General features: G+C 71.5%; 20 protein-coding genes. 13 read left to right on the plus strand and 7 right to left on the minus strand.

The window, feature by feature from the left end; translation table 11 throughout:
* Positions 1-90: 90 nt before the first annotated feature.
* Both ACFZBT_RS38950 and ACFZBT_RS38955 read right to left on the minus strand, forming a co-directional pair.
* Positions 91-372: an Lrp/AsnC family transcriptional regulator gene (locus tag ACFZBT_RS38950; RefSeq protein WP_030848030.1), complete on the minus strand. Its 282-nt coding sequence runs from the start codon at positions 370-372 to the stop codon at positions 91-93.
* Positions 369-1,121, minus strand: a complete 753-nt coding sequence (locus ACFZBT_RS38955; protein ID WP_391114674.1) for a rhomboid family intramembrane serine protease — start codon at positions 1,119-1,121, stop codon at positions 369-371. The genes ACFZBT_RS38950 and ACFZBT_RS38955 overlap by 4 nt, the downstream gene beginning before the upstream one ends.
* Positions 1,122-1,280: 159 nt before the next feature.
* On the opposite strand from ACFZBT_RS38955, the gene ACFZBT_RS38960 reads away from it, so the two are divergent.
* The 5 genes from ACFZBT_RS38960 (at position 1,281) to ACFZBT_RS38980 (ending at position 6,628) form a co-directional block, all read left to right on the plus strand.
* A complete protein-coding gene (locus ACFZBT_RS38960) occupies positions 1,281-1,520 on the plus strand; it encodes a hypothetical protein (protein ID WP_003989675.1) in 240 nt (79 codons plus the stop codon).
* Between the two features lie 39 nt (positions 1,521-1,559).
* On the plus strand, positions 1,560-2,909 hold the full coding sequence (locus ACFZBT_RS38965) for an NYN domain-containing protein (protein ID WP_391114677.1): 1,350 nt from the start codon (positions 1,560-1,562) through the stop codon (positions 2,907-2,909).
* 248 nt (positions 2,910-3,157) lie between these two features.
* A complete protein-coding gene (locus ACFZBT_RS38970; RefSeq protein WP_391114680.1) occupies positions 3,158-4,198 on the plus strand; it encodes an NlpC/P60 family protein in 1,041 nt (346 codons plus the stop codon).
* A 198-nt stretch (positions 4,199-4,396) separates the two neighbouring features.
* Positions 4,397-5,410 (plus strand): NlpC/P60 family protein, encoded by a 1,014-nt coding sequence (locus ACFZBT_RS38975; RefSeq protein ID WP_391114683.1) that lies wholly within the window; start codon positions 4,397-4,399, stop codon positions 5,408-5,410.
* 33 nt (positions 5,411-5,443) lie between these two features.
* Positions 5,444-6,628, plus strand: coding sequence for a hypothetical protein (locus tag ACFZBT_RS38980; RefSeq protein ID WP_391114686.1), 1,185 nt, complete (start codon positions 5,444-5,446; stop codon positions 6,626-6,628).
* 157 nt (positions 6,629-6,785) lie between these two features.
* Here ACFZBT_RS38980 and ACFZBT_RS38985 read toward each other — a convergent pair whose 3' ends face one another.
* Positions 6,786-7,316 (minus strand): helix-turn-helix transcriptional regulator, encoded by a 531-nt coding sequence (locus ACFZBT_RS38985; RefSeq protein ID WP_391114689.1) that lies wholly within the window; start codon positions 7,314-7,316, stop codon positions 6,786-6,788.
* A 119-nt stretch (positions 7,317-7,435) separates the two neighbouring features.
* Here ACFZBT_RS38985 and ACFZBT_RS38990 point away from each other — a divergent pair, with 119 nt between their 5' ends.
* Entirely contained in the window at positions 7,436-8,761 is a 1,326-nt protein-coding gene (locus ACFZBT_RS38990; protein WP_391114692.1) for an MATE family efflux transporter, read from the plus strand.
* On the opposite strand, the gene ACFZBT_RS38995 is transcribed toward ACFZBT_RS38990, so the two are convergent.
* Positions 8,719-9,957, minus strand: a complete 1,239-nt coding sequence (locus tag ACFZBT_RS38995; RefSeq protein ID WP_391114695.1) for a glycosyltransferase 87 family protein — start codon at positions 9,955-9,957, stop codon at positions 8,719-8,721. The genes ACFZBT_RS38990 and ACFZBT_RS38995 overlap by 43 nt on opposite strands.
* Before the next feature lie 120 nt (positions 9,958-10,077).
* On the opposite strand from ACFZBT_RS38995, the gene ACFZBT_RS39000 reads away from it, so the two are divergent.
* Together ACFZBT_RS39000 and ACFZBT_RS39005 are read left to right on the plus strand one after the other, a co-directional pair.
* Positions 10,078-11,220: a glycosyltransferase gene (locus ACFZBT_RS39000; RefSeq protein ID WP_391114698.1), complete on the plus strand. Its 1,143-nt coding sequence runs from the start codon at positions 10,078-10,080 to the stop codon at positions 11,218-11,220.
* Between the two features lie 192 nt (positions 11,221-11,412).
* Positions 11,413-12,999, plus strand: a complete 1,587-nt coding sequence (locus ACFZBT_RS39005) for a GMC oxidoreductase (protein WP_391114701.1) — start codon at positions 11,413-11,415, stop codon at positions 12,997-12,999.
* Positions 13,000-13,017: 18 nt separating this feature from the next.
* Here the strand turns inward: ACFZBT_RS39005 and ACFZBT_RS39010 are convergent, their stop codons facing one another.
* Positions 13,018-13,572, minus strand: a complete 555-nt coding sequence (locus ACFZBT_RS39010; protein WP_391114704.1) for a hypothetical protein — start codon at positions 13,570-13,572, stop codon at positions 13,018-13,020.
* An 85-nt stretch (positions 13,573-13,657) separates the two neighbouring features.
* The gene (locus tag ACFZBT_RS39015) at positions 13,658-17,329 is read right to left on the minus strand and encodes a hypothetical protein (protein WP_391114707.1); all 3,672 of its coding nucleotides are present in this window, start codon (positions 17,327-17,329) and stop codon (positions 13,658-13,660) included.
* Positions 17,330-17,934: 605 nt separating this feature from the next.
* On the opposite strand from ACFZBT_RS39015, the gene ACFZBT_RS39020 reads away from it, so the two are divergent.
* The 4 genes from ACFZBT_RS39020 (at position 17,935) to ACFZBT_RS39035 (ending at position 23,127) form a co-directional block, all read left to right on the plus strand.
* Complete coding sequence (locus ACFZBT_RS39020) at positions 17,935-18,429, plus strand: hypothetical protein (RefSeq protein WP_391114710.1); 495 nt, start codon at positions 17,935-17,937, stop codon at positions 18,427-18,429.
* Positions 18,430-18,512: 83 nt separating this feature from the next.
* A complete protein-coding gene (locus ACFZBT_RS39025) occupies positions 18,513-20,705 on the plus strand; it encodes a trypsin-like serine protease (protein WP_391114713.1) in 2,193 nt (730 codons plus the stop codon).
* Positions 20,706-20,806: 101 nt separating this feature from the next.
* Positions 20,807-21,727, plus strand: coding sequence for an alpha/beta fold hydrolase (locus tag ACFZBT_RS39030; RefSeq protein ID WP_391114717.1), 921 nt, complete (start codon positions 20,807-20,809; stop codon positions 21,725-21,727).
* A complete protein-coding gene (locus ACFZBT_RS39035) occupies positions 21,724-23,127 on the plus strand; it encodes a hypothetical protein (protein ID WP_391114720.1) in 1,404 nt (467 codons plus the stop codon). Before ACFZBT_RS39030 ends, ACFZBT_RS39035 begins: the two co-directional genes overlap by 4 nt.
* Before the next feature lie 16 nt (positions 23,128-23,143).
* On the opposite strand, the gene ACFZBT_RS39040 is transcribed toward ACFZBT_RS39035, so the two are convergent.
* Positions 23,144-24,940, minus strand: coding sequence for an AMP-binding protein (locus tag ACFZBT_RS39040; protein ID WP_391114723.1), 1,797 nt, complete (start codon positions 24,938-24,940; stop codon positions 23,144-23,146).
* Between the two features lie 339 nt (positions 24,941-25,279).
* On the opposite strand from ACFZBT_RS39040, the gene ACFZBT_RS39045 reads away from it, so the two are divergent.
* Complete coding sequence (locus tag ACFZBT_RS39045; protein ID WP_391114774.1) at positions 25,280-26,035, plus strand: metallophosphoesterase; 756 nt, start codon at positions 25,280-25,282, stop codon at positions 26,033-26,035.
* Positions 26,036-26,089: the final 54 nt, after the last annotated feature.

The following is a 26,089-nucleotide window of genomic DNA, read 5'->3' on the forward strand; positions in this document are numbered from 1 at the left end:
AGCCGAGCGTGGGGGAGTCGGCGACCGACGAGAACGCGGCAGATGTGCGTGCCAGGCCCCGCGTCTGCGGCGTGATCCAAACGACAGGCCCTAGTTGTCCAGCCCGATCGAGAACGCCGCCTCCAGGTCGTGCTGCGAGTACGTACGGAACGCCACGTGCGTGTCCGTGCCCTCGACGCCGGGGATCTTGCTGATCCGGCCGGGGATGACCTCGGCGAGGTCCTCGTGCTCCTTCACCCGGACCATCGCGATGAGGTCGTAGGTGCCGGTGACCGAGAAGACCTCGCTGACGCTGTCCAGCGCCGCGATCGACTCCGCGATCTCGGGGATCCGGTCCACGCTGGTCTTGATCAGGACGATCGCGGTGATCACGGCTGGTTCTCTCCCTCGGGGGCCGGAGCAGGGGCGGTCCTCACTCTAGTGGGGCCGCTGGGACGGCCGTAGCGGACCGAGGCGTAGCAGAAGCCCAGACCGAAGCCGACCAGGTGGGCGAGGTAGGCCACCCCGGGCCCCTCCGGGGCCCGCCCCGCCGCCAGCCACTGCAGCGCCGCCCAGAACGGCAGCACGACCCAGGCCGGGAAGCGCACCGGCAGGAAGAAGAGGAAGGGCAGGAGGCTGGTCACCCGGGCACGGGGGAACAGGTACAGGAACGCGCCGAGGACCGCCGAGATCGCCCCGGAGGCACCGACCAGGGACTGCTCGGAATCCGCGTTGGCGACGGCGTACCCGAGCAGGGCCAGGTAGCCGCAGCCGACGTAGAACAGGATGAACTGCACTCGCCCCATCCGCTCCTCGGTCATCGCGCCGAAGACGTAGAGGAAGAGCATGTTGCCGAGCAGGTGCACCCAGGTGCCGTGGACGAAGAGCGCCGTCACCGGGGTGAGGGCCGCCCCGGGGGATCCCTCGAACAGTTCTGCGGGGATCACGCCCCAGTGCCGGAAGTAGGCCCGCTGCGCCGCGAGCAGATCGTCGCCCGAGCCGTACGCCGGGCCGATGCCCGAGGCGGGCCCGGCCAGGAAGACCGTGCAGCACAGGGCGATCAGTGAGTACGTCACCGGCGCCGACGACCCCCTGATCGATCCGCTCGCCCGGGCGAGCGACGCACTCCACTTGCTGATCATGGCTACAAAGCATGACGTAACCGGACGCAACCGCACAGACCGCCTCGCCGCCGTGGACACGCAGGCGACGAGGACCTCGCAGGCCGTAGGGTTACGAGCCACACGCACCGGGGAAGCCGGTGGCGTCACGGACACTAGAAGGAAAGAGAACAGGCCACGATGACGGTTCCCCTGCCGACCGCCGAGACGCGGTGGCGCTGCACCCTCTGCGGCAACCTCACGCGCTTCGACGTGACCCGCTCGTCGAAGGTCGTCGAGTACGTCCACCTGGACCTGGCCGGAGAGCCGAAGGTCGAGGAGCGCGAGGTGCTCAGTGAGACCATCGAGTCGGTGCGCTGCCGCTGGTGCAACGCGGTGGACCAGGTGGAACTCGTGGACAGGCCGGGCGCCGGCTCCTGAGGGGAGCAGGGCCCCCGCACAGGCATTGGGGTGTGACGGATGGTGGAGACCACAGGCGGGGGGCCGGCCGACGGCGCCGCCGAGGTGCTCGACCGTCCGCTGCCCGACGGCGTGCGCCGCAAGGTCGTGCAGATCGTCTCCGACGCCTTCGGATCGCTGACGGTCGGCGAGCTGCCCGCGCAGCTCAGGCAGTACGCCCGGTTCGCCCCCAACCGCAGGGCCAAGTTCGCCGGCAACGCCATGGCCTCGGCACTCGAGACCGACCCGCTGTTCCGGCAGCGCATCGGGGAGAAGCTCAGAGAGGCCCAGCCGGAACTCGCCGGCGCCCTCGACTCAGGCTCCCCGCCCCCGGCCGCGGACCCGCTCGACGTGGCGGCCGCGGCCTACGTACTGCGGCCCACCGACTGGGTGAAGCTGGTGACCGCCGCAGGCGAGGAGGCCCAGCGGGCCGACGCCGAGCGGGCCGACGAGGAGAGCCGGGCCGAGCTGGACCGGCTGCGCGACGAGCTGGCCCGGGCCCGTGACCACACCAGGACCGAGACCGAGCGGCTGCGCACGGAGCTGGAATCGGCCAAGAAGGAAACCGAGTCGCTGCACCGCAAGCTCCGCGCCGCCCTCAGCGACGTCAAGCGCGGCGAGGCGGCCCTGCGCAAGGCGCAGGGCGAGATGGAGGCCCTCCGCGCCGAGGGGCACGCCCAGGTGTCCGCCGCCGAGAGCGAGACCCGGCGGCTCAAGGCCCGGCTGGGGGAGACCGAGGCGGCCCTGGAGGCCACCCGCCGGGCGGCCCGCGAAGGCCGCAGCGTCGAGGACATGCGGGTCCGGCTGCTGCTGGACACCCTGCTGGACGCCACCCAGGGGCTCCGGCGCGAACTGGCCCTGCCGCCCGTGTCGGTGCGGCCCGCCGAGACCGTGGACGCCGTCGAGCCGGGCCGGATGACCCCGAAGGACATCGCCGCCCGCGCGCTCTCCGAGAACGACCCGCAGGTCCTCGACCAGTTGCTGGCGCTGCCGCAGGCCCATCTGGTCGTCGACGGCTACAACGTCACCAAGACCGGCTATCCGCAGATGCCGCTGGAGAAGCAGCGCCTCAGGCTGCTGGGGCAGCTCTCCCAACTGGCGGCGCAGAGCGGCGCCGAGGTGACGTGCGTCTTCGACGGGGCCGAACTGGCCGCGCCGGTCCTGCTGGCGCCGCCGCGCGGCGTACGCGTGCTGTTCTCCAAGCCGGGAGTCACCGCCGACGAGCTCATCCGTCAACTCGTGCGCGCCGAACCACCCGGAAGGCCGGTCATCGTCGCCTCCACCGATCGTGAGGTCGCCGACGGCGTGGCCCGGGCCGGTGCCCGCCCGGTGGCCTCGGCGATGCTCCTCAAGCGCCTTTCGCGCGCCTAGGCCCCCTACGGGCGACTGCGTAACGTCCGGGCGTGATGCCTGAATTGATGGGACCTGTGGGCCACGTTAAGTCAAGTGAGTCTCACCGCCTGTGAGTCCAGGGGAAAAGTTGGCTCACTGTGACGCGATTTTTCATCTGAGGATTTGAACTGATCACAGGAAGGTCACTAGGGTCGGGCTCCGAAACCTCCGCTCGGGTGATCACTCATCGGGAGAGACGGCGGAGGGGGCAGAAGGAGCTTTCACCCGTGGCGTCCCACCGTCGTCCGAAGCAGCCGAGCCGCGCACGTGTGACCGTGCTGACCACCGCCGCCGCCGCTGCCGTCGCCTTCAGCGCGCAGGCCGCCAACGCGGCCCCCAGCGAGAAGCCGAGCAAGGACGAGGTCAAGGCCAAGGTCGACAAGCTCTACGAAGAGGCGGAGCAGGCCACCGAGAAGTACAACGGGGCCAAGGAGAAGCAGGAGAAGCTCCAGAAGGAGATCTCCACCATCCAGGACAACGTCGCCCGCGGCCAGGAGGAGCTCAACGAGCTGCGCGACAGCCTGGGCCTCGCGGCCGCGTCGCAGTACCGCACCGGCTCGATCGACCCCTCGGTCCAGCTCTTCCTCTCCTCGGACCCGGACGACTACCTCGACAAGGCCTCCACGCTCGACCAGTTGAGCAGCCAGCAGGTCGAGGCGCTGAAGAAGGTCCAGGAGAAGCAGCGCGAACTCGCCCAGGAGCGCGCCGAGGCCTCCGAGAAGCTCAAGGACCTCGCCTCCACCCGCACCGAGCTCGGCAAGAAGAAGAAGGAAGTCCAGGGCAAGCTCGGCTCCGCGCAGAAGCTGCTCAACAGCCTCACCGCCGCCGAGAAGCAGGCGCTCGCCGCCGAGCAGGACCGCGCCAGCCGCGACAGCCAGCGCGACGCCCTCACCGGCAACGTCCCGTCCGGCTCCGGCCGCGCAGCCGCCGCCTTCGCCTTCGCCCAGAGCCAGCTCGGCAAGCCCTACGTCTACGGCGCCACCGGCATGAGCTCCTTCGACTGCTCCGGCCTCACCTCCCGGGCCTACGCGGCGGCCGGCATGCAGATCCCGCGCACCTCCGAGGCGCAGTCCCAGATCGGCACCAGGATCTCGTCGGTCAGCCAGCTCAAGGTCGGCGACCTGGTCTTCTTCTTCAACGACCTGCACCACGTCGGCCTCTACGCCGGCAACGGCCAGATCATCCACGCCCCGCGCACCGGCACGGTCGTCCGCTACGAGTCGATGGACACCATCGGCGGCCCGTTCATGTTCGGCGTCCGCGTCTGACCTCTTCGTGATCAGCCCCCCGTGTCCGCCGTTCGGGGGAATCACGTAAGTCTCGAGTAAGCCCACGCCCCGCCGGTGACCTGCGTCAGCGGCGGGGCGTCGTGGCGCGTGCCCACGGATGGTCGTTGGCTGCCCCCGGTCGCGGGGCTACTGTCTGCCGCGTTTCCAAGTCCGTCAGCGGAAGGAGAGCGGCTTCCCGTGGGGTCCCATCGCCGACTTGCACCGTCCGGGTTCGACCGGGGCGCCGGTGCCGCGGTCGGTTTCCTGTCCGTCGCGGCCACCGCCCTGTGCGCGGTACCGGCCGCGTCCGCACCGCACGACGACACCCGGGCCGAGGTGGACCGCCTCTACGAGCAGGCCGAGAAGGCCACCGAGGCGTACAACAAGGCCGACGAGCGTGCCGACCGGCTGCGCGAGGAGGCCGGTACCGCCCGGGACCGGATCGCCCGGCAGCAGCAGCGCATCAACTCCATGCGGGAGTCCCTGGGTTCGCTCGCCGGCGCCCAGTACCGCTCGGGCGGCCTCGACCCGTCCCTCGCCCTGCTGTTCTCCGACGACCCGGAGGACTACCTCGACCGGGCCGCCCGGCTGGACCGCCTCACCGCCCACCAGGCCGGTGAGCTGAAGGACCTCCAGGACGCCATGCGCGCACTCGCCCAGAACCGCGAGGAGGCCGCCGGGAAGCTCCGCGAACTGGAGAAGAGCCGCAAGACGGTCGCTGTCCACAAGAAGTCCGTCGAGAAGAAACTCGCCGCGGCCCGGCGGCTGCTCAACTCCCTGCCGGAGGCCGAGCGCGCCGCCTACGACCGGGCCTCCCGCTCCGGCCGCGGCGACCTGCCCCACCTCGGGAACGCCACCCCCGCCTCTGGACGCGGGGCCGCCGCCGTCGCCGCCGCCCGCAGCGTGGTCGGCAGGCCCTACGTCTGGGGCGCCAACGGCCCCTCCGGATTCGACTGTTCGGGCCTGACGCAGTGGTCGTACGCGCAGGCCGGGGTGTCCCTGCCGCGCACCTCGCAGGCCCAGCGGTACGCCGGCCGGCAGGTCCCGCTGTCCGAGGCGCGCCCCGGTGACCTGGTCGTCTACCGGGACGACGCCAGCCATGTCGGGATGTACATGGGCAACGGCCAGGTCATCCACGCGCCCTACCCCGGCGCACCCGTGCGCTACGACCCGGTCGGGATGATGCCCGTCTCCTCGGTCACCAGGGTCTGACCCGCGCGGCCCGGCGCCCGTACGATCGGGAACGTGGCTGGTCGAAGGTCGGGGTCCGCGGTGGTGGCGCTCGTCGTGCTGCTCGTCGCCCTGGTCGGGTGCGGCGGCCGGTCCGCGGCCGAGAGCGCCACGGCCGACGTCCAGCGGCTCCTGGACCGGCGGGCCGCCGCCCTCCTCGACCGCGACGAGCGGGCCTGGGAACGGACGGGCACGGGGCTGGATTTCGCCCGGCTGCGCGCGGTGCCCCTGGCCGACTGGTCGTACCGGGTGACCGACGTGCGTCGCACCGGCGACAGCGCCACCGCCGACGCCGAACTGCGCTACCGCGTCGCCGGGTACGACCGGGCGCCGGTGACCGCGGGCCGCACCCTGCGGCTGAGCCGGGACGCCAACGGGCGATGGTCCGTCGAGGCCGACCGGCCCGCGAAGAGGTCCGCGCAGCAACTGTGGGACCAAGGCGCGGTGCAGGCCGTCCGGGGCGCCCGCAGCCTCGTCCTCGGCGTCGGGCAGTCCGGCCGGTCGCTGCGCGACTTCGCCGACCTGGCCGACCGTGCGGTGCCCGCCGTGTCCGAGGCGTGGGGCACGGACTGGTCCCGGCACGTGGTCCTGCTCGTGCCTAAGTCCCTGGAGGGCATGGCGGGGCTGCTGGGCTCGCCCGCGTCCTCCTACCGGGGGATCGCGGCGGTGACGACCGGAGAGACGGGCGCTCCGGCCCGGGCACCGGCGGACCGGATCATCGTCAACCCGGACGCCTTCGCGCTCCTCGGCGGTCTCGGCGAGCAGGTCGTCGTCACCCACGAGACCACCCATGTCGCCACCCGCGCCCACACCAGTGCCGCCACGCCCCTCTGGCTGTCCGAGGGGTACGCCGACTGGGCCGGCTACCGGGCCACCGGCCGCGTCCCCTCCGAGGCCGCGCCGGAACTGTCCCGGGCGGTGAGCCAGGGGCGGCTCCCGGAGGCGCTGCCGGAGGACGAGGACTTCGGCTTCACCGGCGACGCGAGCCACCTGGCCCGGGCCTACGAGAGCGGCTGGACCGCGTGCCGGCTGATCGCCGAACGCTGGGGCGAGTCCCGGCTGAGCGAGTTCTACCGGGCCGTCGGGGACCACCGGAAGCGGGCCGGGGCGGTGGCGGAGGCGATGCGGGACGTGCTGGAGACGACGCCGGAGGACTTCACGGAGCAGTGGCAGGAGTATCTGCGGGCTCAACTGAGCTGATCAAGCCGCGGTCGGGCGGGGCGGTTCACTGGTCCAGCCGGCCGCCGATCGCGTCGTGGCCGGCCAAGCCGCCCGCGGGTCGGGCCGGAGAACGCGCGGTGGCCAGTGCGGGCGGGTGCGCGGCCGGGTGGGCGCATGCCGGGACGCCCGCCCGCGCTCACTCCGGCTGATCGAGCAGCGCGACCGTCTCCCGCAGCCAGGCCCGCTCCGCCTCACCCGTCGCCCGCGCGACCCGGAGCATGCCCTGACGGAACAGGTCGTCCGCCTCCTCCGCGCGGACCGGCTCGCCGGACGCGTAGAAGAAGCTCGTCGGGGTCTCCAGGAAGTCCAGCCGGCGGCGCAGCACCGAGGCCTGCTCGTGCCGGTCGGGCAGGTGGCGCAGGAACGCCAGGACCGTGTTGAAGCGGACGTGGTCGGTGATCTCGGTCTGCTTCGGCCGGCGCAGCCGCTCCAGCAGTTCCTCGCGGCCCCGGTCGGTGAGGGCCAGGATCCGGCGCGGGGCCGCGCTCGCGCCCGGCTCGGTGTGCTGGTCGAGCAGGCCCGACCCGACCAGGCGCGTGATCGCCGGGTAGAGCGCGCCGTCGCTCACGGGCCGGACATGGCCGGTCAGTGCCTTGATGCGCTCCTTGAGCTCATAGCCGTGCAGGGGCTCCTCGGCCAGGAAGCCGAGGATCGACAGCTCCAGCATGGTTCTCCTTCGGTCCTCCTTGCGGGTGACGTGTGACGCATGCTACCTCTTAACGAGCTACCTCGAATCGAGGTAGCTCGTTTCGATGGTCAAGCGTCAGGCCTGGGGGGACAGTCACCGTGAACGCCCATCGCAAGCACCTCCTCCTGCTCGCCGGCCCCGTCTACCTCTCGCTGCTCGCCTCCGTCGCCGCCGGGATCATCAACACCGTCTGGGTCGCGTGGCTGGGCGGTCCGGCCGTGGCCGCCGTGGCCGTGGCGACCAACACGGAGAACGTGCTGCTCGGCATCGCCCTGGTCTTCGGCTCCGGCACCACCGTGCTGGTCGCACACGCCCGGGGCGCCCGCGACCCCATGGCCGTGCGGGCGGCCGTGCGCGGCGGATGGGCGCTGTGGGCGCTGGTGACGCCCCTGGTCGTGGCGGGCGGCCTGCTGGGACGAGAACCGCTGGCCCGGCTGGTGCTGGGCGGGGCCGACAGCGCCGCCCTCCCGCTCGCCGTCGCCTACTTCACGCTCTCCCTGCCGGGCATGGCCGTCTTCTTCGCCCAGCAACTCGTCGACGGCCTCCTCAAAGGCACCGGCGACACGAGAACCCCGCTGCGGCTCGCCCTGCTCTCCAACGGCCTGATCCTGGCCCTCGACCCGCTCTTCATCCACCTGTACGGCGTCCAGGGCGCCGCCGCCGCCACGGTGCTCTCCCGGTCCGTGGCCCTCGCGACGGGACTCGTCGCGGTGCGGCGCAACGCGCTGCTGCGCGAGGCACGCGAGGCGCAGACGGGCGAGTCCCTGGCCGTGTCCCTGGGCCGGACCCTGTCGACCGGTCTGCCCATGTCCGCCGACTTCACCGTGCGGCAGACGGGCGCCCTGGTCCTGGTCGCGATCGTGGCGCGGCTCGGGGTGACGGCGGTGGCCGCGTACGCGATCGCCTACAAGGTCATGTACGTGGCGACCATGGCCTTCTACGCCGTCCGCCAGGCCGCCGCCATCCACACCGCGCACACCCGGGGCGCGGGGGAGGACGCGCGGCGGGCGGTCGGGCGGCAGGCCGTGCTCCTCTCCGGCGCCCTCGGCCTCACCGCGGCCGTCCTGCTGGCCGCCGGTGCCCCTTGGCTCATGGCCGCCTTCGGCGCCGGCCCCGGGATCGCGCGCGAGGGTGTGCTGTTTCTGCGCTGTGTCGGGCCCTACCTGCTGCTCATGGCCTGCCTCATCGCGCTCGGCGGGGTCTTCGAGGGCAGCGGGGGCGCCTCGGCGCTGCTGCGGGTGACCGTGCTCGGGACCGGGGTCCAGCTGGCGCTCGCGTACGGCCTGACGGGGCTCGGGCTGCCGGGCGTGTGTCTCGCGCTGGCGCTCGCGACGGCGGTGCAGTGCGGGCTGGCGGGGGTGCTGTTCCGGAGGGCCCCGGTTCAGGAGGAGACGGGGGTCTCCCCGGCACGGGCGGCCGGCTGAGCCGGCAGGGGAGCGGGGACCGTGCGCGGCACCGTCGCCTTCCACAGGGCGCGGGCCGCGAGGAGCGTGGCGGCGACCAGGAGGCCGTTGCGCAGGAACAGCAGGGTGAGGCCCAGGCCGTCGCTGGCCACCACGTTGGCGAAGTAGAGCGGGAACTCCAGCACCGTCACGAAGCACGCCACCAGGACGAGACCGACCGGCAGCCGCATCCGGCTCCCGGGGAAGCAGAGGCACACCGCGGCCAGCCCGACCAGCCACACCATGTACTGCGGGCTGATCACCCGGCTGGTGGTCGTGAACATCAGCACCGCCACGAAGGCCGCGTCGGCGAGCGTGTGCTCCTCGAAACGCCGGGCCAGCAGCCGCCACAGCACCAGCCAGCCGAAGGCCGCCCCCGTCAGGAACAGCGCGCCCGTGCTCACCTCGCTCACATACGGCCCGAGGAACTCGATCGAGCCGTAGTTCAGCCGGACCTCGCCCTGCCAGCCGAAGTGCCGGGCGACGTGGAAGACCAGCGCGCCCAGCGACTCCACCTCGGTGCCCCGGTCGCGCTGGAAGGTGAGGAAGGCGAACCCGCCGGGCATGACCAGGGCGAAGGCGCCCGTCACCGCGAGGCCGGTCACCAGGGCCGACACCCAGGCGCTCCGCCGACGGGCGGCCAGCAGGAGCATCGCGGGCCAGACCTTCAGCAGCGCGCCGAAGGCCGCCAGCGCCCCCATGGTCTTCGGATGCCGGGCGCCCGCGAGCAGGGCGGCCACCGCCACGGCCGTGACCATCACGTCGTAGCGCGAGTACACCGTCGGCCCCAGCAGCGGAACGCCCACCACCCAGACCCAGGCGCCGCGCAGGGTCTTGCCGGGCCGCCGTCCGGCGTACATCAGCAGGGCCACGACGGCCAGGTCGGTGACGCAGACCAGGACGAAGAACGCGGTCGCGTAGTGCAGGAAGGGCAGCAGCGCGGGGGAGAGGATCGCCAGGGCGGCGGCGGGCGGGTACTGCCAGGTGACATCGTTCTGAGGAAACGTTCCGGTGCTGAGGACGTCGTACCAGCCCTGGTAGATGACCCGCACGTCACTCGTCACGTCCGGCCCCGGGAAGACGTACACCTTCATCACGAACAGCAGCAGCGCCAGCCTCGTGAGACACCAGATCACCGGCAGCCATGCCAGGGACCGCCTCATGCCCGTCGTCTTCACCTGATCCCTGCCCGTCCGCGTGCTCTGTTCGATGGGCTCATGATGTCCCGCAGAGCTGTGAGCGTGCCATAAGGGCTGCCCCACACGGCTGTGAGGGGCGGGTTCGGTAGGGTCGGCGGCGTGCGCAAGACCCTGATCGTGACCAACGACTTCCCGCCCCGGCCCGGCGGCATCCAGGCGTTTCTGCACAACATGGCGCTGCGGCTGGATCCGCGGGAGCTGGTCGTCTACGCGTCCACCTGGAAGCGGAGCCGGGAGGGCGTCGAGGCGACCGCCGCCTTCGACGCCGAGCAGCCCTTCACCGTCGTACGGGACCGTACGACCATGCTGCTGCCGACGCCCGCCGTCACCCGGCGCGCCGTCGGGCTGCTGCGAGAGCACGGCTGCACCTCGGTGTGGTTCGGGGCGGCGGCCCCGCTCGGCCTGATGGCACCGGCGCTGCGCGGTGCGGGCGCCGAGCGGCTCGTGGCCACCACGCACGGGCACGAGGCCGGCTGGGCCCAGCTGCCCGCCGCCCGGCAGTTGCTGCGCCGGATCGGGGACGCCACGGACACGATCACCTACCTGGGCGAGTACACGCGCTCGCGGATCGCCGGCGCGCTGAGCCCGCAGGCGGCCGCGCGGATGGCGCAGCTGCCGCCCGGAGTCGACGAGAAGACCTTCCACCCGGACTCGGGCGGCGACGAGGTCCGGGCACGGCTCGGGCTGACGGACCGCCCGGTGATCGTGTGCGTGTCCCGGCTGGTGCGGCGCAAGGGTCAGGACACGCTGATCCGGGCCATGCCCCAAATCCTCGCCGCCGAGCCGGACGCCGTCCTGCTGATCGTCGGCGGCGGCCCGTACGAGGGTGACCTGCGCAAGCTGGCCCTGGAGACCGGCGTCGCCGCCTCCGTCCGCTTCACCGGCGCCGTCCCCTGGTCCGAGCTGCCCGCCCACTACGGCGCCGGGGACGTCTTCGCCATGCCCTGCCGGACCCGGCGCGGCGGCCTCGACGTCGAGGGCCTCGGCATCGTCTACCTGGAGGCCTCCGCGACCGGGCTGCCGGTCGTCGCCGGCGACTCCGGCGGCGCACCGGACGCGGTCCTCGACGGCGAGACCGGCTGGGTCGTCCGCGGCGGCTCCCCGGCGGACGCGGCCGACCGCATCGTCACCCTCCTGGGAGACGCCGAGCTGCGCCGCCGCATGGGGGAGCGGGGCCGGGCCTGGGTCGAGGAGAAGTGGCGCTGGGACCTGCTGGCGGAGCACCTGAAGACTCTGCTGTAGCTGCCCTTCAGGGGCGCGGGGCTGTGCCTATGTGCGGCTCCGCCGCGTGGGCGCGACAAGCCACAAACAACCCGCACCCGCCCACAAGCAAAACGCGGCACCCCACTAGGCGGAACCCAATAATCCGCCCATGCTGCGCACATGACATCAAACCTGATGCAACGTCAGCTGACAAGACGTCAGATCCTGGGAATGGCGGCGATCCAAACCGCGGCCGCCCTCGGCTTCACCCGCATCGGCCTCCGATCAGCCCAAGCCGCCGAACCCGACGCCCTCGACAACGCCCCGGCGATCGTGATCGGTTCCGGCTACGGCGGTGCCGTGGCCGCCCTCCGCCTCGGTCAGGCCGGCATCCGCACCCTCGTCCTGGAAATGGGCCGGCTCTGGAACACCCCCGGCCCCGACGGCAAGATCTTCTGCTCCACCCGCACCCCGGACCGGCGCTCCATGTGGTTCCGCACCCGCACGGAGGCCCCGCTGGCCACCTTCCTCTGGCTGGACCTGGTCAACAAGGACATCAGCGCCTACCCGGGCGTCCTGGACCGCGTGCACTACGACCACATGTCCGTCTACGTCGGCCGGGGCGTCGGCGGCGGTTCCCTGGTCAACGGCGGCATGGCGGTGACCCCGCTCCGGTCCTACTTCGCCGAGCAGTTCCCCACCGTGGACACCGCGGAGATGTACGGCACGTACTTCCCGCGCGCCCGCTCCATGCTCGGCGTCAACACCATCGACCCGGCCTGGTTCGAGTCCACCGAGTGGTACCGCTTCACCCGGATCTCCCGCAAACACGCGGACAACGCCGGGCTGAGGACCACCTTCGTGCCCAACGTCTACGACTTCGGCCACATGGAGCGCGAGGCGGCCGGGACGGCGACCAAGTCCGCGCTCGGGGGCGAGGTCATCTACGGCAACAACCACGGCAAGCGCAGCCTCGACAAGACCTACCTCGCCTCCGCGCTCGGCACCGGGAACGTCACACTCCACACCATGGAGCGGGTGACGTCCATCAGCAGGGCCGCCGACGGGACGTACGTCCTGAGCGCGGACCGGATCGACGACACCGGCACCGTCGTCGCGACCAAGGAGTACGCCTGCACGTACCTCTTCCTCGGCGGCGGCAGCATCGGCACGACGGAACTCCTCGTCCGCGCCCGGGAGTCGGGCACCCTGCCCGCCCTGGACCCGAGTGTCGGCGCCGGCTGGGGCACCAACGGCAACGTGATGCTCGGCCGGGCCAACCACATGTGGGACACGGTGGGCGCGAACCAGTCGACCATGCCGGTCATGGGCATCGACGACTGGGCCAACACCGCCAACCCCGTCTTCGCCGAGATCGCGCCCCTGCCCATGGGGCTCGAACACTGGGTCAGCCTCTACCTGGCGATCACCAAGAACCCGGAGCGGGCCTCCTTCACGTACGACCCGGCGAGCGGCGCCGTACGGCTCGGGTGGAGCGCGGCGCAGAGCGCCGTGTCGGTGGGCATGGCGAAGAAACTGTTCGACCGGATCAACAGGGCGAACGCCACGATCTACCGCTACGACCTGTTCGGCTCGGGCAACAAGGTCTTCGCCGACGACTTCACGTACCACCCGCTGGGCGGCTGCGTCCTGGGCCGGGCGACGGACGCCTACGGCCGGCTCAAGGGCTACCGCGGGCTCTACGCCGTGGACGGCTCACTGGTGCCCGGCTCGATCGGCGTCAACCCGTTCGTGACCATCACGGCCCTCGCCGAACGCACGATGGCGCGGGTCCTCGTGGAGGACACCGCGCCCTGACGGTGGCCGGACCACGCTTTACATGTACTGGAAGTACCGGTCCAACCAGGTTGGCGGAAGATCATCCTCCTCTTCCTCTTCCTCCTCCCCGTCCGCGGACGAGGCCGCCAGAGCCGCCAGGATCGCTTCGTCGGCCTCGTCGTCCCCGAGGGCAGTTGGTCCGGCGTACGGTTCCATGAGCAGTTCGATGGGCATGTGGATGCAGCCGAGTTCCGTACACAGCTCGTCAAGCCAGGTCAGGAACTCGTCGTCAAGGCCATCCTCACAGCCGGGCATGCCCAGTCCGAGGCCCGTTCCGGCAGTGACGAAGGGACCGAAGTTGCTCATCGCCACCCGTAGGGGCCGGCCCGTCCCCGTGGCCTCCGCGGGGACCGAGACGACACCGAGGAAGCTCGAGTCCTGTCCCATGTCGGCCAACACGGACGGCCCGAACCGCCGCTCCGCGGCGTCGGCGAACTGCCGAAAGCGTTGCCGGGCGGCCGGGACGTCGTAATCCCGGGGCATCTCCCGGTGGGCGGGGTCGGGGTCGTCCAGCTCGCGCAGGAGCTCCCGGAGGCGGTCGAGGGAAAGCATGGTGGTGTCCTTTGCGGTGTTCGGCGAAGTGCTGGCGCCGTCGGGCCAGAAACCGGCCCGACGGCAGTCGCTGGTCATTCCCTGGTCAGGCGGTCGGGCAGTTTCTCGACGCAGACGGGTACGCGGTGATCACGCGGTACATCTTGCTCTTGTACCGGGTGACGATGCACAGGAACTTCTCGCCGCCGTCACCGATCGCTTCGTCGTACTCGACGGGGAAGACCTTGTTGCCCCGGTTGATGATCGGATCGGTGCCACGCTTCTTCCAGGCGTCGTCGATCAGTCCCAGGAGCTTGGCCTGGTCCTTCTGCTTGAAGACGCCGTGCAGCGGCTTGTCGGGGTTCGGCCTGGTGTGCTGCATCACATGGTCGATGCGGTGCTGACCGCCGCCCGCCGGCCGCATCCAGATCAGACCGCCCGGCGACTGGAACATTTCCTTGCCCACAACCCGGAAGCCCACAGGACAACTGACCTCGGCCGCCGCCCGCGTGACCGACATCGTGCGCGCCATCGACCGCGCGCACAGCGCGAACGCCGGGTTCTTGCCAAACAGTTTGCGGAAGAAGTCGTCCGCCTTGGTGCCCCACTTGCCGAACTTGACGCCCGCGGCGCCCCATCCGACGAACGGTACGGCACCGGCGCAGGACAGGCCCGCGTCGATCTTGTTGTCCTCGCCGAAGTACCAGGCGCAGTTGATGCCGTCCGCGGCCTCACCGAAGCCGGGTACCAGACCGAGGATGTCGAGGGTGAAGTGGCCGCCCTCGGACAGCAACTGCCCCCAGTCGATCTCGTTCAGCTTGGCCATCTGCTCCGCGAACTCCTCGTCCTCCGCGAGCAGAGCCCTTTCCTCGGCCTCGGCGACGATGTCCGCGAAGTGCTGGCGGATCTCCTCCTGGAGCTTGCGGAACGCCACGTCGCCCGCCGCGTCCGCCGCCTTGCTCGCGGCGACCGCGTCCTTGCCCGCCTCGATCGAGGAGGCGTACGCGGCGTCCGCCGCGGCCCAGGCGTCACTCGCGGAGACCTGCGCCGCGGCGGCGGAGGCGGTGGCACGGTCGGCCGACAGGTCGGCCGAGCGCGCGGCCCGCTTCGCGTCGGCTTCGGCGGCCCGGGCCTTCTTGGCCGAGGCAGCGGCGTCGGCCGCGGACTTCTCCGCCGCGTCGGCGTGCGCGTCCGCCTCCTTGGCGTGCTCGCCCGCCTGCCTCGCCGACTCCCGTGCGGCGTTGGCGTGCTTCGTCGCCTCTTCGGCTGCCTGGATGGCCTCGGCCGCCACCTTGGCGGCCAGAGCGGCGTCCTGCTGTGCCGTCGCCGCGATCTTCGCCGCCCCGGCGATCAGACCCTGAACCCGGGAGACATGGGTCGTGGTGAGCTGGTCCTGGCGTGCCGCGCGGTACTGCTCGACCTCGATGAACTGGTGCAGCACCTGCGGTGGTCCGGCCAGCGCCACGTCGGCCGCGGCCTTGAGCTCCGGTCCGCCCGTGCTGCGCAACTGGACGGCGCGGACCCGCTCGTCACTCGTCCGGGCCGTGAAGTACCCGGTGTGGACGAACGCCCGCGCCTTGTCGGCGGAGCCGGAGTCCAGTGCCTCCTGACCGGCCTTCTTCACGGCGGACCCGGCGTTCTGCATCAGCTGGGTGACCTTGATGCGGTAGTCGTGGCGGGCCGCTTCGTGCTGACCGGTCGCGATGAAGGCGCTGATCTGTGCCGCGTCGCCGTTCAACGCGGTCTTGGCCGCCGTACGGACCGGCTCGTACTCCGACTGCCACGCCAGGTTGACCGTACGCGCGTACTCGTCGCGCTGGGCGGCCTCCTTCAGACCGGAGCGGATGTACTCAACGACCAGTGCGTCCGAACCCGCCAGGGCGGCCTCGGCCGTGGTGGCGCTCCACGGGCCGCGGGTCTTGGCGGCATGCAGCGCGATCTTGCGGGCCTTGCCGGCGGCGGTCGGCACATCGACGTCCGGCGCGTTCACCTCGGCGGCCAGACGCACCGCCTCCTCGTCGGCCGCGCGGCTCTCCGCCGCGGCCTTCTGCTCACGCGCCTTGCGCTCGTCGTCCGAGGTCTTCAGCGCCTTGGCCTTCTCGACCTCGGTGTACCGGCGGTCGGCGAGTTCCTCCGTCTCCACCTCACGCGCCAGGTCGAAGGTGCTCTTGGCCTTGACCACGGCCGCGGTCGCGGCGTCGGCGGCCTTCTTGGCCTCGGTGGCGTGCTTCTTGGACTCGGTGGCCGCGGTGGCCGCGTCACCGGCGTTCTTGGCAGCCTCGTCGGCGGCCTTGCCGGCGTTGCGGGCGTGGGTGGCTGCCGAGTTGGCGGCGTCCCGGGCCTCCCGGGCGGCCTGGGCGGCCTTCCCCGCCAGTGTCACCGCCCGGTTCGCGGCGCGGGTGGCCTCAGCTGCCTGCCGCCGGGCATCGGCGGCCGCGTTACGGGCCCGCTGGGCCTGGGCGGCGGAGACGTTGGCGTGACCGCTCGCCTCCTGAGCCGCGGTCGCGGCGTTGTCGGCGTTGGTGCCCGCGCCGGCGGCGGCCTTCGCGGCTTTGCCGGCCTCGTCGGCCGCGGTCGCCGCGTGGTCGGCCGCCTCGGCGGCGGTCTCCGCGCCTTCGGCCGCGGCGTAGGCGCCCTTGGCGGCCTTGCGCGCGGCATCGGCCTTCCCCGCGTTCGTGGCCGCGTCGGCCGCGGCGCTACGGGCCCGGGATGCGGCCTGGGCGGCGGCAGCGGCGGCGGAAGCCGCCTGGGACGCGGCGTTGGCCGCGATCCGTGCCGAGGTGTTGGCGGCGCGGGCGGCACTGATCGCCTCCTGGGCCGCCTTGGCAGCCCCGTGAGCGGCGTCGGCGGCACGGCCGGCGGCGTTGGACGCCTTGGTCGCGTCGTTCTTGGCAGCCGCGGTCTCGGCAGCAGCCTTCTGCGCGGCTTCCTTGGCCAGCTTGGTCGCCGCGATGGCGCGTGCGGAGGCCTCCTTGGCCGCCTCCGTCTCTTCCCGCGCCTGCCGACCGGCCTCCTTCACCAGGGCGACCAGGTCCTCGACGGTGGCCTGCTCCTGGTCCCGGGCCCGGGCGATGTGCTGGCCCACCTCCAGGAAGTCGGTGACGTCCTCGTGCGTACCGTCCAGCGCGGCCTGTGCCGCCTCTCTGGTGGCGGGTCCGCCGGTGCTGAGGATCTGCACGACTTCCACACGCTCGTCGTTGCGCCGGGCGTCGTACTGGCCTTCGGTGATGAAGCGCTGTACGTCCTCTGCGGTGCCGTTCAGTGCGGCCTGGCCGGTCTCCTTCACCTCTGGCCCACCGGCACTGACGATCTGCATGGCGCGGACCCGCTGGTCTTGCTCCAGCGGCGCCTGCCAGCCCGACTTCAGGAACGTGTCCAGCTCTTCGGGGGTCCCGGCCAGGGCTTTCTCGGCCGCCTCGCGCACGCCCCGGCCGCCGGCCGAGAAGACCTGCACGGTGGCCACCCGGTCGTCGGACAGTTCGGCGACCGCACGCTCGTTGTCGAGGAACGCGCGCACCTGCGCGTCCGTGCCCAGCAGCGCCGCCTCCGCGGCGGCCTTCACGCCGGGTCCGCCCGCCTTCCAGGCCTTGAGGACCTCCCCTCGCGGGGTGGCGGGGATGTGGTCCGTACTCGTCTCGTCGCCGGGGTCTACGGCTTCGGTCGTCGCCGCATGGGCAGGGACGCCAAGCAGCCCGACGGTGACGGACAGGAAAAGGGCCAGGCAGAGTGCCCGGACGGAATGTCGGGCGACGTGTGCGCGGTGGTTTCTCCCGGCCAACCGGAATATTCCAGTCCGGGTTCTGAATCTCTGAGTCAAGGAACAAGCACCCATTTCGTTTTCTGGTCAACCAACGGACCAGTCACCGAATTTCGGCCGCGTTGAGAATACGCCGGGATTTCCAGCATCCGGTTCCGGGTGCGGCTGGGCCAGACGGTTTTCGGACGCGTGCAAGTGGATTGCTGATGTGACGTCAGGCACATGAGGCGGGGGCGAGGATACGGTAAAACGCTGGCAAATTCGGCGCAAAGGGGTCCAAGGTGCGCCGTACACATCCGAAAAAAGCGTGATCAAAGAGTGTGAGTGGTGTGTTTCACCTGTGGGGTGTTTAGGTGGCGATTGCTTGCTATCGTGCGATCGCCGCCGGGACCGGGCGGCCGCGAAGGGGGCGTTGAGGCGATTACGCCGGGACGCTTTCTGGGGGGCGAAGGGGAATCGTGTCGACCGGGCGGAGTTCCCGGTGTTTTCGCGCGCATTACCGTATCTCTGCGTTCCTGGATCCTTTCTCGGCATGCCGTTCCGGCATGCCGACGGTGCCGATCCGCTTCTGCCGGCCGGCCCGTATTCACATGCTCCCGCATGTCGTTTCCCGGAAGGAATCCTTCGTGATATCCAGAGCCCGAAAAGTCCTGCTCGCAGGCATCATGATCGGAGCTGTCGCCGCCGGAGGCACTGCTCTGGCCACCGCCGCCCCGAAGTCGGCACCCTCCGGCGCCGCCGACGCCCAGCCGCCGGTCGCGGTCGAGGACTTCTCCTACCCCGGCGCGGACCGGATCCTCGCCGAGCAGGGCATCACCCTCAAACGCGGCGACGGTCGCATCACCCTGGCCGCCTGCAACGACGCCGCCGACCAGATCAAGGTCATGACGCGGGTCGGCGGCGGCGAGTTCTGCTTCGCGGCCACGCACACGAGCGGCTACCTCGCCCTCGAACTGCCCGACGTCTACGGCATCCAGGCCGAGAGCCACCCGGTGCGGGCGGAGCTGACCGCCGAGGGCAGGAGCCAGACCGTCGACGTCAAGAAGAACGAACTCAAGGGCGTCGGCGAGGGCTTGGGCGAGCCATCCACCGTGCTTCTGGAGATCCGCGTCACCGGCTGATCCGCGTGCTGAGACCACACCCGCCCACCCGACGGCGGCCAGACACGGCCACCGTCCCCACTCGAAGTCCGAAGGAAACGAACGTGTCTCCTCTTCGCCCTCGCACGGCGCTGTTGAGTACGGCGGTCGCGGCCGCCCTGCTGACCGGCGCGTTCACCGGCGGCCCCGCGCAGGCCGTGACCGGCACCCCGAGCACCGACGGAACTCTCACCTTCACCGCCCGACTCGACATCGGCTCCGGCGAACGAGCCTGCTCCGGTGTGCTCGTGGACTCACGTTGGGTGCTGACCGCCGCGAGCTGCTTCGCGGACAACCCGCAGCAGAGCTTCCAGATCCGCGCGGGCAAGCCCGCGAAGACCACCACCGCCACCATCGGCCGCACCGACCTGACGAGCACAGCCGGTCAGGTCCGTCAGGTCGTGGAACTGGTTCCGCGTACCGACCGCGATGTCGTCCTGGCTCGCCTCGCCACGCCGGTCACCGGTGTCACACCGGCGGCGGTCGGCAGCACCATGCCCACCACCGGCGAGACGCTCACCATCCCGGGGTTCGGCCGCACCAAGACCGAATGGTCTCCGTTGAAGCTGCACGCCGGCGCCTTCACAGCCGGCACGATGGCGACCGAGACCCTGGGCCTGGCCGGCAAGGACGGCGTCGCCGTCTGCGCCGGTGACACCGGTGGCCCGGCACTGCGCGCGCGAACCGGCGGAGCCGGCGGGTACGAGGTCGTGGCCGTCGCCACCAGGTCCTGGCAGAGCGGCTGCTTCGGCTCGGACCCGGACGAGACCCGAACCGGCGCGGTCGCCACCCGCGTGGACAACCTGCGCTCCTGGCTGGACACGACCATGCAGGCGGATCCGGTCACCGACTTCAACTGCGACGGCGTCCGCGACACCGCCGTCGCCGACCCCGACGCGGCCGTCGGCGGCGACGTCGGCGCGGGGCTGGTCCGGGTGGTGTACGGCGGCGGCAAGGGCACCGCCGAGATCACCCAGGACCTCGAGGCGGTGCCGGGCGGCTCGGAGGCGAAGGACCGTTTCGGCGCGTCGCTCGCCACCTTCGACCACAACCTCGACGGCTGCACCGACCTCGTCGTGGGAGCACCCTCCGAGGACCTGGGCTCGGCCACCGACGCCGGCCTGGTCACCGTCCTCTACGGCGCCACGGCCGGGCTGGCCAAGGGCAAGGCCTCCGTCTCCCTGGAGCAGGGCTCCGGCACCGGCGCCCTGGCGGCGATGGCGTCCGAGTCCGGCGACCAATTCGGCGCCGCCTTCGCCGCCGGCACCACGCTCACCGGTGACCCGTACCTGGCAGTCGGCGCGCCCGGCGAGGACGCCGCCGGGGGCCTCACCGACGCGGGCGGGGTCCTCTATCTGCGCGGCACCGGCACCTCCAACGTCCTGATCCACCAGGACAAGGCGGGTGTGCCGGGTGGGATGGAGGCGGGCGACAAGTTCGGCTCCACCATCGCCGGTTCGCCTCAGCACCTCGCGGTGGGCGCCCCGGGCGAGGCCATCGGCTCGCTCGTCGCCGCAGGCGGTGTCGCTCTCTTCAGCCATACCCTCAACGCCGACAAGCTGCCGACCGGAGTGACCGGCATCGACCAGGACCTCGACACCGTCGAGGGCGGCGCGGAAGCCGACGACCGGTTCGGCGCGTCCCTGGCTCTTGTGCAGTACCGGGCCAACGCCGCCGCGAACGGTACCGAGTCGATCCTGGCCGTCGGTTCGCCGGGCGAGGACGGCTCCCAGGCTGCCAACGCGGGCCGTGTCGACACCTTCCGCCTCACGGCCTCCGGGTTCACCCAGATCTCCGGCATCTACCAGGGAACCACCGGTGTCCCGGGCGCCACCGAGGCCGGTGACGCCTTCGGCCAGTCGCTGTCGGCCGTGAACACCGCCCCGGGCGGGGTCAGCAGCGCGCAGAACACCCTGCTCGCGGTGGGCGTGCCCGGCGAGGACAGCACCGGCGCCACCGACGGCGGCACCGTCTACACCTTCAGCCTGACCAACGGCGCCTTCATCAACACGGTGTACCCGGGCAAGTTCGGCATCCCCGGTGCCCTGGGCAACGCGCAGAAGGTGGGCACTTCCCTCCACGCGACTGGCACCGAGCTCTACCTCGGCCTGCCCAACGGCCCCGTCTCCTACGGGTCCGCGCACGCGGTGCCGTGGGCGAACGTCCTCAGCGGCGCCACTCAGCCGGTCACGACGTTCCAGCCGGGCACCGGTGGCCTGCCCGCGGCCGGTGAGACGTTCGGCTCCGTGATCCGCTGACGCACCGACGCACTCGGACCCACCTCAGCCGGTTCCGCGACACGCTCGTGTCGCGGAACCGGCCCGTCACCCGACTTCTTCCTGCCTGAAAGCACACTCCCATGCGCCGCTTACTGCTGCCCGCCCTCGCCGCCCTCACCGTGGCCGGCGCCGCCGCCCTGTCCACCACCGTCTCGACGTCCCCGGCCGCCGACAGCGCCCGCACCACACAGTCCGTGCAGGCCGGCGCCGCCAAGACCACCCACAAGTACGGCACCCACGCCCGCCAGACCCTCGACGCCCACTGGAACGCGAGCAGCTCCGGCCCCAAGCCGGCGCTGGTGCTGATCCACGGCGGCTACTGGTACCACCAGACCGACTGGTCAACCTCGGCGGAGCGCTTCGCCGCCGAGGGCTTCCAGGTGTTCGCCATCAAGTACCGGCTCAATTTCGAGGCCGCGTGGCCCGCCCAGCGGGACGATGTCGCCGACGCCGTCGCCTGGATCCGCTCCCACGCCGCCGAGTTCGACGTAGACCCGGACCGGATGCTGCTCCTCGGCTCCTCGGCAGGCGGCCAGCTCGCCACGGACGCGGCCACCCACGGGGCCAACGCTCTGAGACTCAAGGGCGTGGTCGCCCTCTCGCCCGTCGCCTCTCCCTACCGGGCGTGGAACGACGGCAACACCTCCACCGACGCCAAGAAGCGCAAACTCCGCGACAACTCGACCGTCCTCGCCCGCTGTTACCCCGACTCCGAGGACACCTCCACCACGCTCCACCCCTCCTGCTGGGACACATGGCGCAGCATGGTCTCCAAGAACTGGGTCGACCCGGCCGACGCTCCGATGTACCTGATCCACTCCGAGGACGACTTCGTACCGCCCGTCCACTCCACCGACCTGGAGGCCACGGCCGAGGCCAAGGGCGTGCCCAACGGCCGTATCCAGACCCAGGTCGTCGCCGGTTCCGCGCACGGCGGCTCCCTGCTGAGCGAGCCGGGCGTGTACGACCGCATCGTCACCTGGCTGAAGAGCAAGGCGTGAGGAGGGAAGCGAGAGCGTTCGCCCTCGTCGCCTGCGCCGTGCTGGCCGCCTCCGGCCTGACGTCGTATCCCGCGCACGCGGCCGGGTCCGGGACCCCGTACGACTTCGATGCCTCGGGCTCCTCCGACCTGGTCGCCGGTACCCCCGACACCGCTTCGGCGGCGGGCTCGGTGACCGTCCTGCCGGGGTCCGCTGTCGGCCCCACCGCGATCGGTCGGCACACGCTCACCCAGGACACCGGTTCGGTACCCGGGTCGGCCGAGCCCGGCGACCGTTTCGGCGCAGCCACCGCCGCCGGCGACCTGGACGGCGACGGCCGACTCGACCTGGTGGTCGGCTCGCCCGGCGAGAACGACACCGGCGGCAACGCGGACCGTGGCTCCGTCACCGTCCTGACCGGTGCCTCGGACCTCAGCGCCGGCACGTCCTTCACCACGGGCGCCCACTGGGGACCGTCGGCCGCGGCACGGCTGGGCACCGACGTGGAGGTGGGAGACGTCAACGGCGACGGACTCGACGACGCGATCGGCCTCGGCCCCGGCACCGCCCGCAGCGGCTCCTGGCTCGTCTGGCGCGACAGTGCCACCGGCGCCGTTCACACCCACGGCGTGAGCTTCGATCCCGCTGTCGCCATGGACGGCGCGGTCGGCGACTTCGACGCCGACGGTTATGACGATCTGGCGGTGACCGTCGTCGACACGTACGGCATCGGCAAGGTCTTCGAGTTCACGGGCGGCCCGGACGGCCTCACGGGCGGCTTCGGCGCCCAGGTACCTCCGGGCCGCTCCCTCGACGCCGGCGACATCGACAAGGACGGCCACGACGACCTGGTGGTGGGTCAGCCGCTCGCCGCCGACGCCCAGGGCCGGGCAGGGGGACAGGTCACCATCAAGCGCGGCCACGCGTGGGGCCTCAACCACCCCGGGGATGCCGTCACCGTCCACCAGGACACCGACGGCATCCCCGGCACCGCCGAAGCAGGTGACGCCATGGGCACTTCGGTCGCGCTGCGCGACATCGACGGTGACGGCGTCCTCGATGTCCTGGCAGGCGTGCCCGGCGAGGACCTCACCGGGGACGGAACCGCTCGTGCCGACGCCGGCGCCGGGCTGGTCCTGCGGCTGACCGCCGACCTCACGGTGGCATCCGCACGGGTCCTCAATCAGGGTGCCGACGGGCTCCCCGGCGCCGCCGAGGCCGGGGACCGCTTCGGCGCGGACGTCGCGGCGGGCGATTTCACCGGGACCTCGTCCACCGGCCTGGCGATCGGTGCGCCGGGGGAGAACTCCGGTGACGGCACCGTCGTCCACGTCGGCGCCGACGGCACCGGCGTCTTCATCGGTCCGGCCACCGCGGGCACACCCGCCGACAGCGGCCTGGGCACCGTAGTGGCGCCCTAGCCTCCTCGGCGGACCGTCACTTCGCGTAGATCGCCTCGACCTCGTGCGCGTAGTCCTTCGCCACCACGTTCCGCTTCAGCTTCAGTGAGGGGGTCAGGTGGCCCGACTCCTCCGTGAACTGGGAGGACAGAATGCGGAACTTCCGCACCGATTCCGCCTTCGACACCGCGGCGTTGCCGTCGTCGATCGCCGCCTGGATCGCGGCCAGCAGGTCCGGGTCCTCGCCCAGCGACGCCGCGGTGGAACCCGCCGGCTTGCCGTGGTCCGCGCACCAGCGGCCCAGGAACTCCTCGTCGATGGTGACCAGCGCGCCCACGAACGGCCGACCGTCGCCCACCACCATGCACTCCGCGACCAGGGCGTGCGCCCGGATGCGGTCCTCGATCACGGCCGGGGCGACGTTCTTGCCGCCCGCGGTGACGATGATCTCCTTCTTGCGGCCGGTGATCCTGAGGTAGCCGTCCTCGTCGAGGGTGCCGATGTCACCGGTGTGGAACCAGCCGTCGGCCAGCGCCTCCCCGGTCGCGCCGGGGTTGTTCCAGTACTCCTTGAACAGGTGCTCGCCGTGCAGCAGCACCTCGCCGTCGTCGGCGATCCGGACCACCGAGCCGGGCAGCGGCTGACCCACCGTGCCGATCTTCTGCCGGTCCCAGGGGTTGAACGCGGTGGCCGCGCAGGACTCGGTCAGGCCGTAGCCCTCCAGGACCGTGAAGCCGATGCCGCGGAAGAAGTGGCCCAGGCGCTCGCCCAGCGGGGCACCGCCGGAGATGGCGTACTCGCCCCGGCCGCCGAGGACCGCGCGGAGCTTGCTGTAGACGAGCTTGTCGAACGTCTTGTGCTTGATCTTCAGGCCGAAGGACGGGCCGGAGGGGGTGTCCAGCGCCTTGCTGTACGCGATCGCGGTGTCGGCGGCCTTGTCGAAGATCTTGCCCTTGCCGTCGGCCTGCGCCTTGGCGCGCGCCGAGTTGTAGACCTTCTCGAAGACGCGCGGCACCCCGAGGATCAGCGTCGGGCGGAACGAGGCCAGCTCGTCGGTGAGGTTCTGGATGTCCGGGACGCAGCCGAGCTTGATCGGCGCCATCATCGGCGCGATCTGCACCAGCCGTCCGAAGACGTGCGCGAGCGGCAGGAAGAGGAGCACCGAGCACTCGCCCGTGCGGAAGAGCGGACGCAGCCGCTCCACGATGTTGCCGCACTCGGCGAAGAAGCTGCGGTGGGTGAGCACACAGCCCTTGGGGCGGCCGGTGGTGCCCGAGGTGTAGACGATGGTCGCCGGGTCGTCGGCCTTGGCGATCGAGCCGCGCTCCTCGACGGTCTGGTCCGTGACGTCCTGCCCGAGCCGGCCCAGTTCGTCGAGGCCGCCGCCCTCGATCTGCCACACGTGTTTCAGCGCCGGCAGCCGGTCGCGCACCGACTCGACGGCGGCCGTGTGCGCGTCCGACTCCACGACGCACGCGGTGGCGCCCGAGTCACCGAGGATCCACTGCACCTGCTCCGGCGAACTGGTCTCGTACACCGGCACGGTCACCGCGCCCGCGCTCCAGATCGCGAAGTCCAGCAGCGTCCACTCGTAGCGCGTGCGGGACATCAGGCCGACCCGGTCGCCCGGCTGGACACCGGCGGCGATCAGCCCCTTCGCGGCCGTGTGCACCTCGGCGAGGAAGACGGTGGCCGTGACGTCCTGCCAGGTGCCGCCGATCTTGCGGGCGATGACGGCGACGTCCGGGTGCTGCGCGGCGTTTCTGCGGACGATGTCGGTGAGATTTCCGTCCGCAGGGACCTCGTACAAAGCCGGAAGGCTGAACTCGCGCAAGACTGCTGCTCCTCATAGGGCGCCGGCGCCACGACGTTGTGTGCTGCGACGGTGTGGTCCAAGGCTCGGGCAGGTACTCAGGCATTCACTTGTTGAAATGCAGAGCACGACTGGACGGCCCGGACGTTACCCGCCGGTATGGCTTCTGCGACAGGGGGTCCCGTCGAGATGTTCGCTGCGTCACACAGTTGGGTTTTCCTTCGCGCACAGTAGTCCACGTACTAACTGACTGACCAGTAACCGCAGGTAGGGCCGCCACTGTTCACAAGGACAGCGCTCGGCCTACTCTTGATCGCCATGGCACCCACACCAGCCGGAAAACACAGGACACGCGTGCACGTGGTGAGCGACGTGCACGGCAACGCCCGTGACCTGGCCAGGGCCGGCGAGGGCGCCGACGCCCTGATCTGCCTGGGCGACCTCGTCCTCTTCCTCGACTACGCCGACCACTCGCGCGGCATCTTCCCCGACCTGTTCGGTGTCGAGAACGCCGACCGCATCGTGGCGCTGCGCACCGCCCGCCGCTTCGAGGAGGCGCGGGAGCTCGGTGCCCGGCTGTGGGCCGGGGTCGGCGCGGAGCGCGCCTCGGTGATCGAGAAGGCGGTGCGCAAGCAGTACGCCGAGATGTTCGCCGCGTTCCCCTCTCCTACGTACGCGACCTACGGCAATGTCGACATGCCGCCGCTGTGGCCGGAGTACGCCGGGCCCGGCACGACGGTCCTCGACGGCGAGCGCGTCGAGATCGGCGGCCGGGTCTTCGGCTTCGTCGGCGGCGGCCTGCGCACCCCGATGCGGACGCCGTACGAGATCAGCGACGAGGAGTACGCGGCGAAGATCGAGGCCGTGGGCGAGGTCGACGTGCTCTGCACCCACATCCCGCCCGAGGTTCCCGAGCTGGTCTACGACACCGTCGCCCGCCGCTTCGAGCGCGGCAGCCGCGCCCTGCTGGACGCCATCCACCGCACCCGGCCCCGGTACGCCCTGTTCGGGCACGTGCACCAGCCGCTCACCCGGCGGATGCGGATCGGGGCCACCGAGTGCGTGAACGTGGGGCACTTCGCGGCGACCGGGACGCCCTGGGCGCTGGAGTGGTGAGGACGCCCCAGGTCGGGTGAGATCGGCGGGCCCCGTGCGCGGTAGCCTTCACGC

The sequence above is a fragment of the Streptomyces sp. NPDC008137 genome, from assembly GCF_042957035.1.
GTDB lineage: Bacteria > Actinomycetota > Actinomycetes > Streptomycetales > Streptomycetaceae > Streptomyces.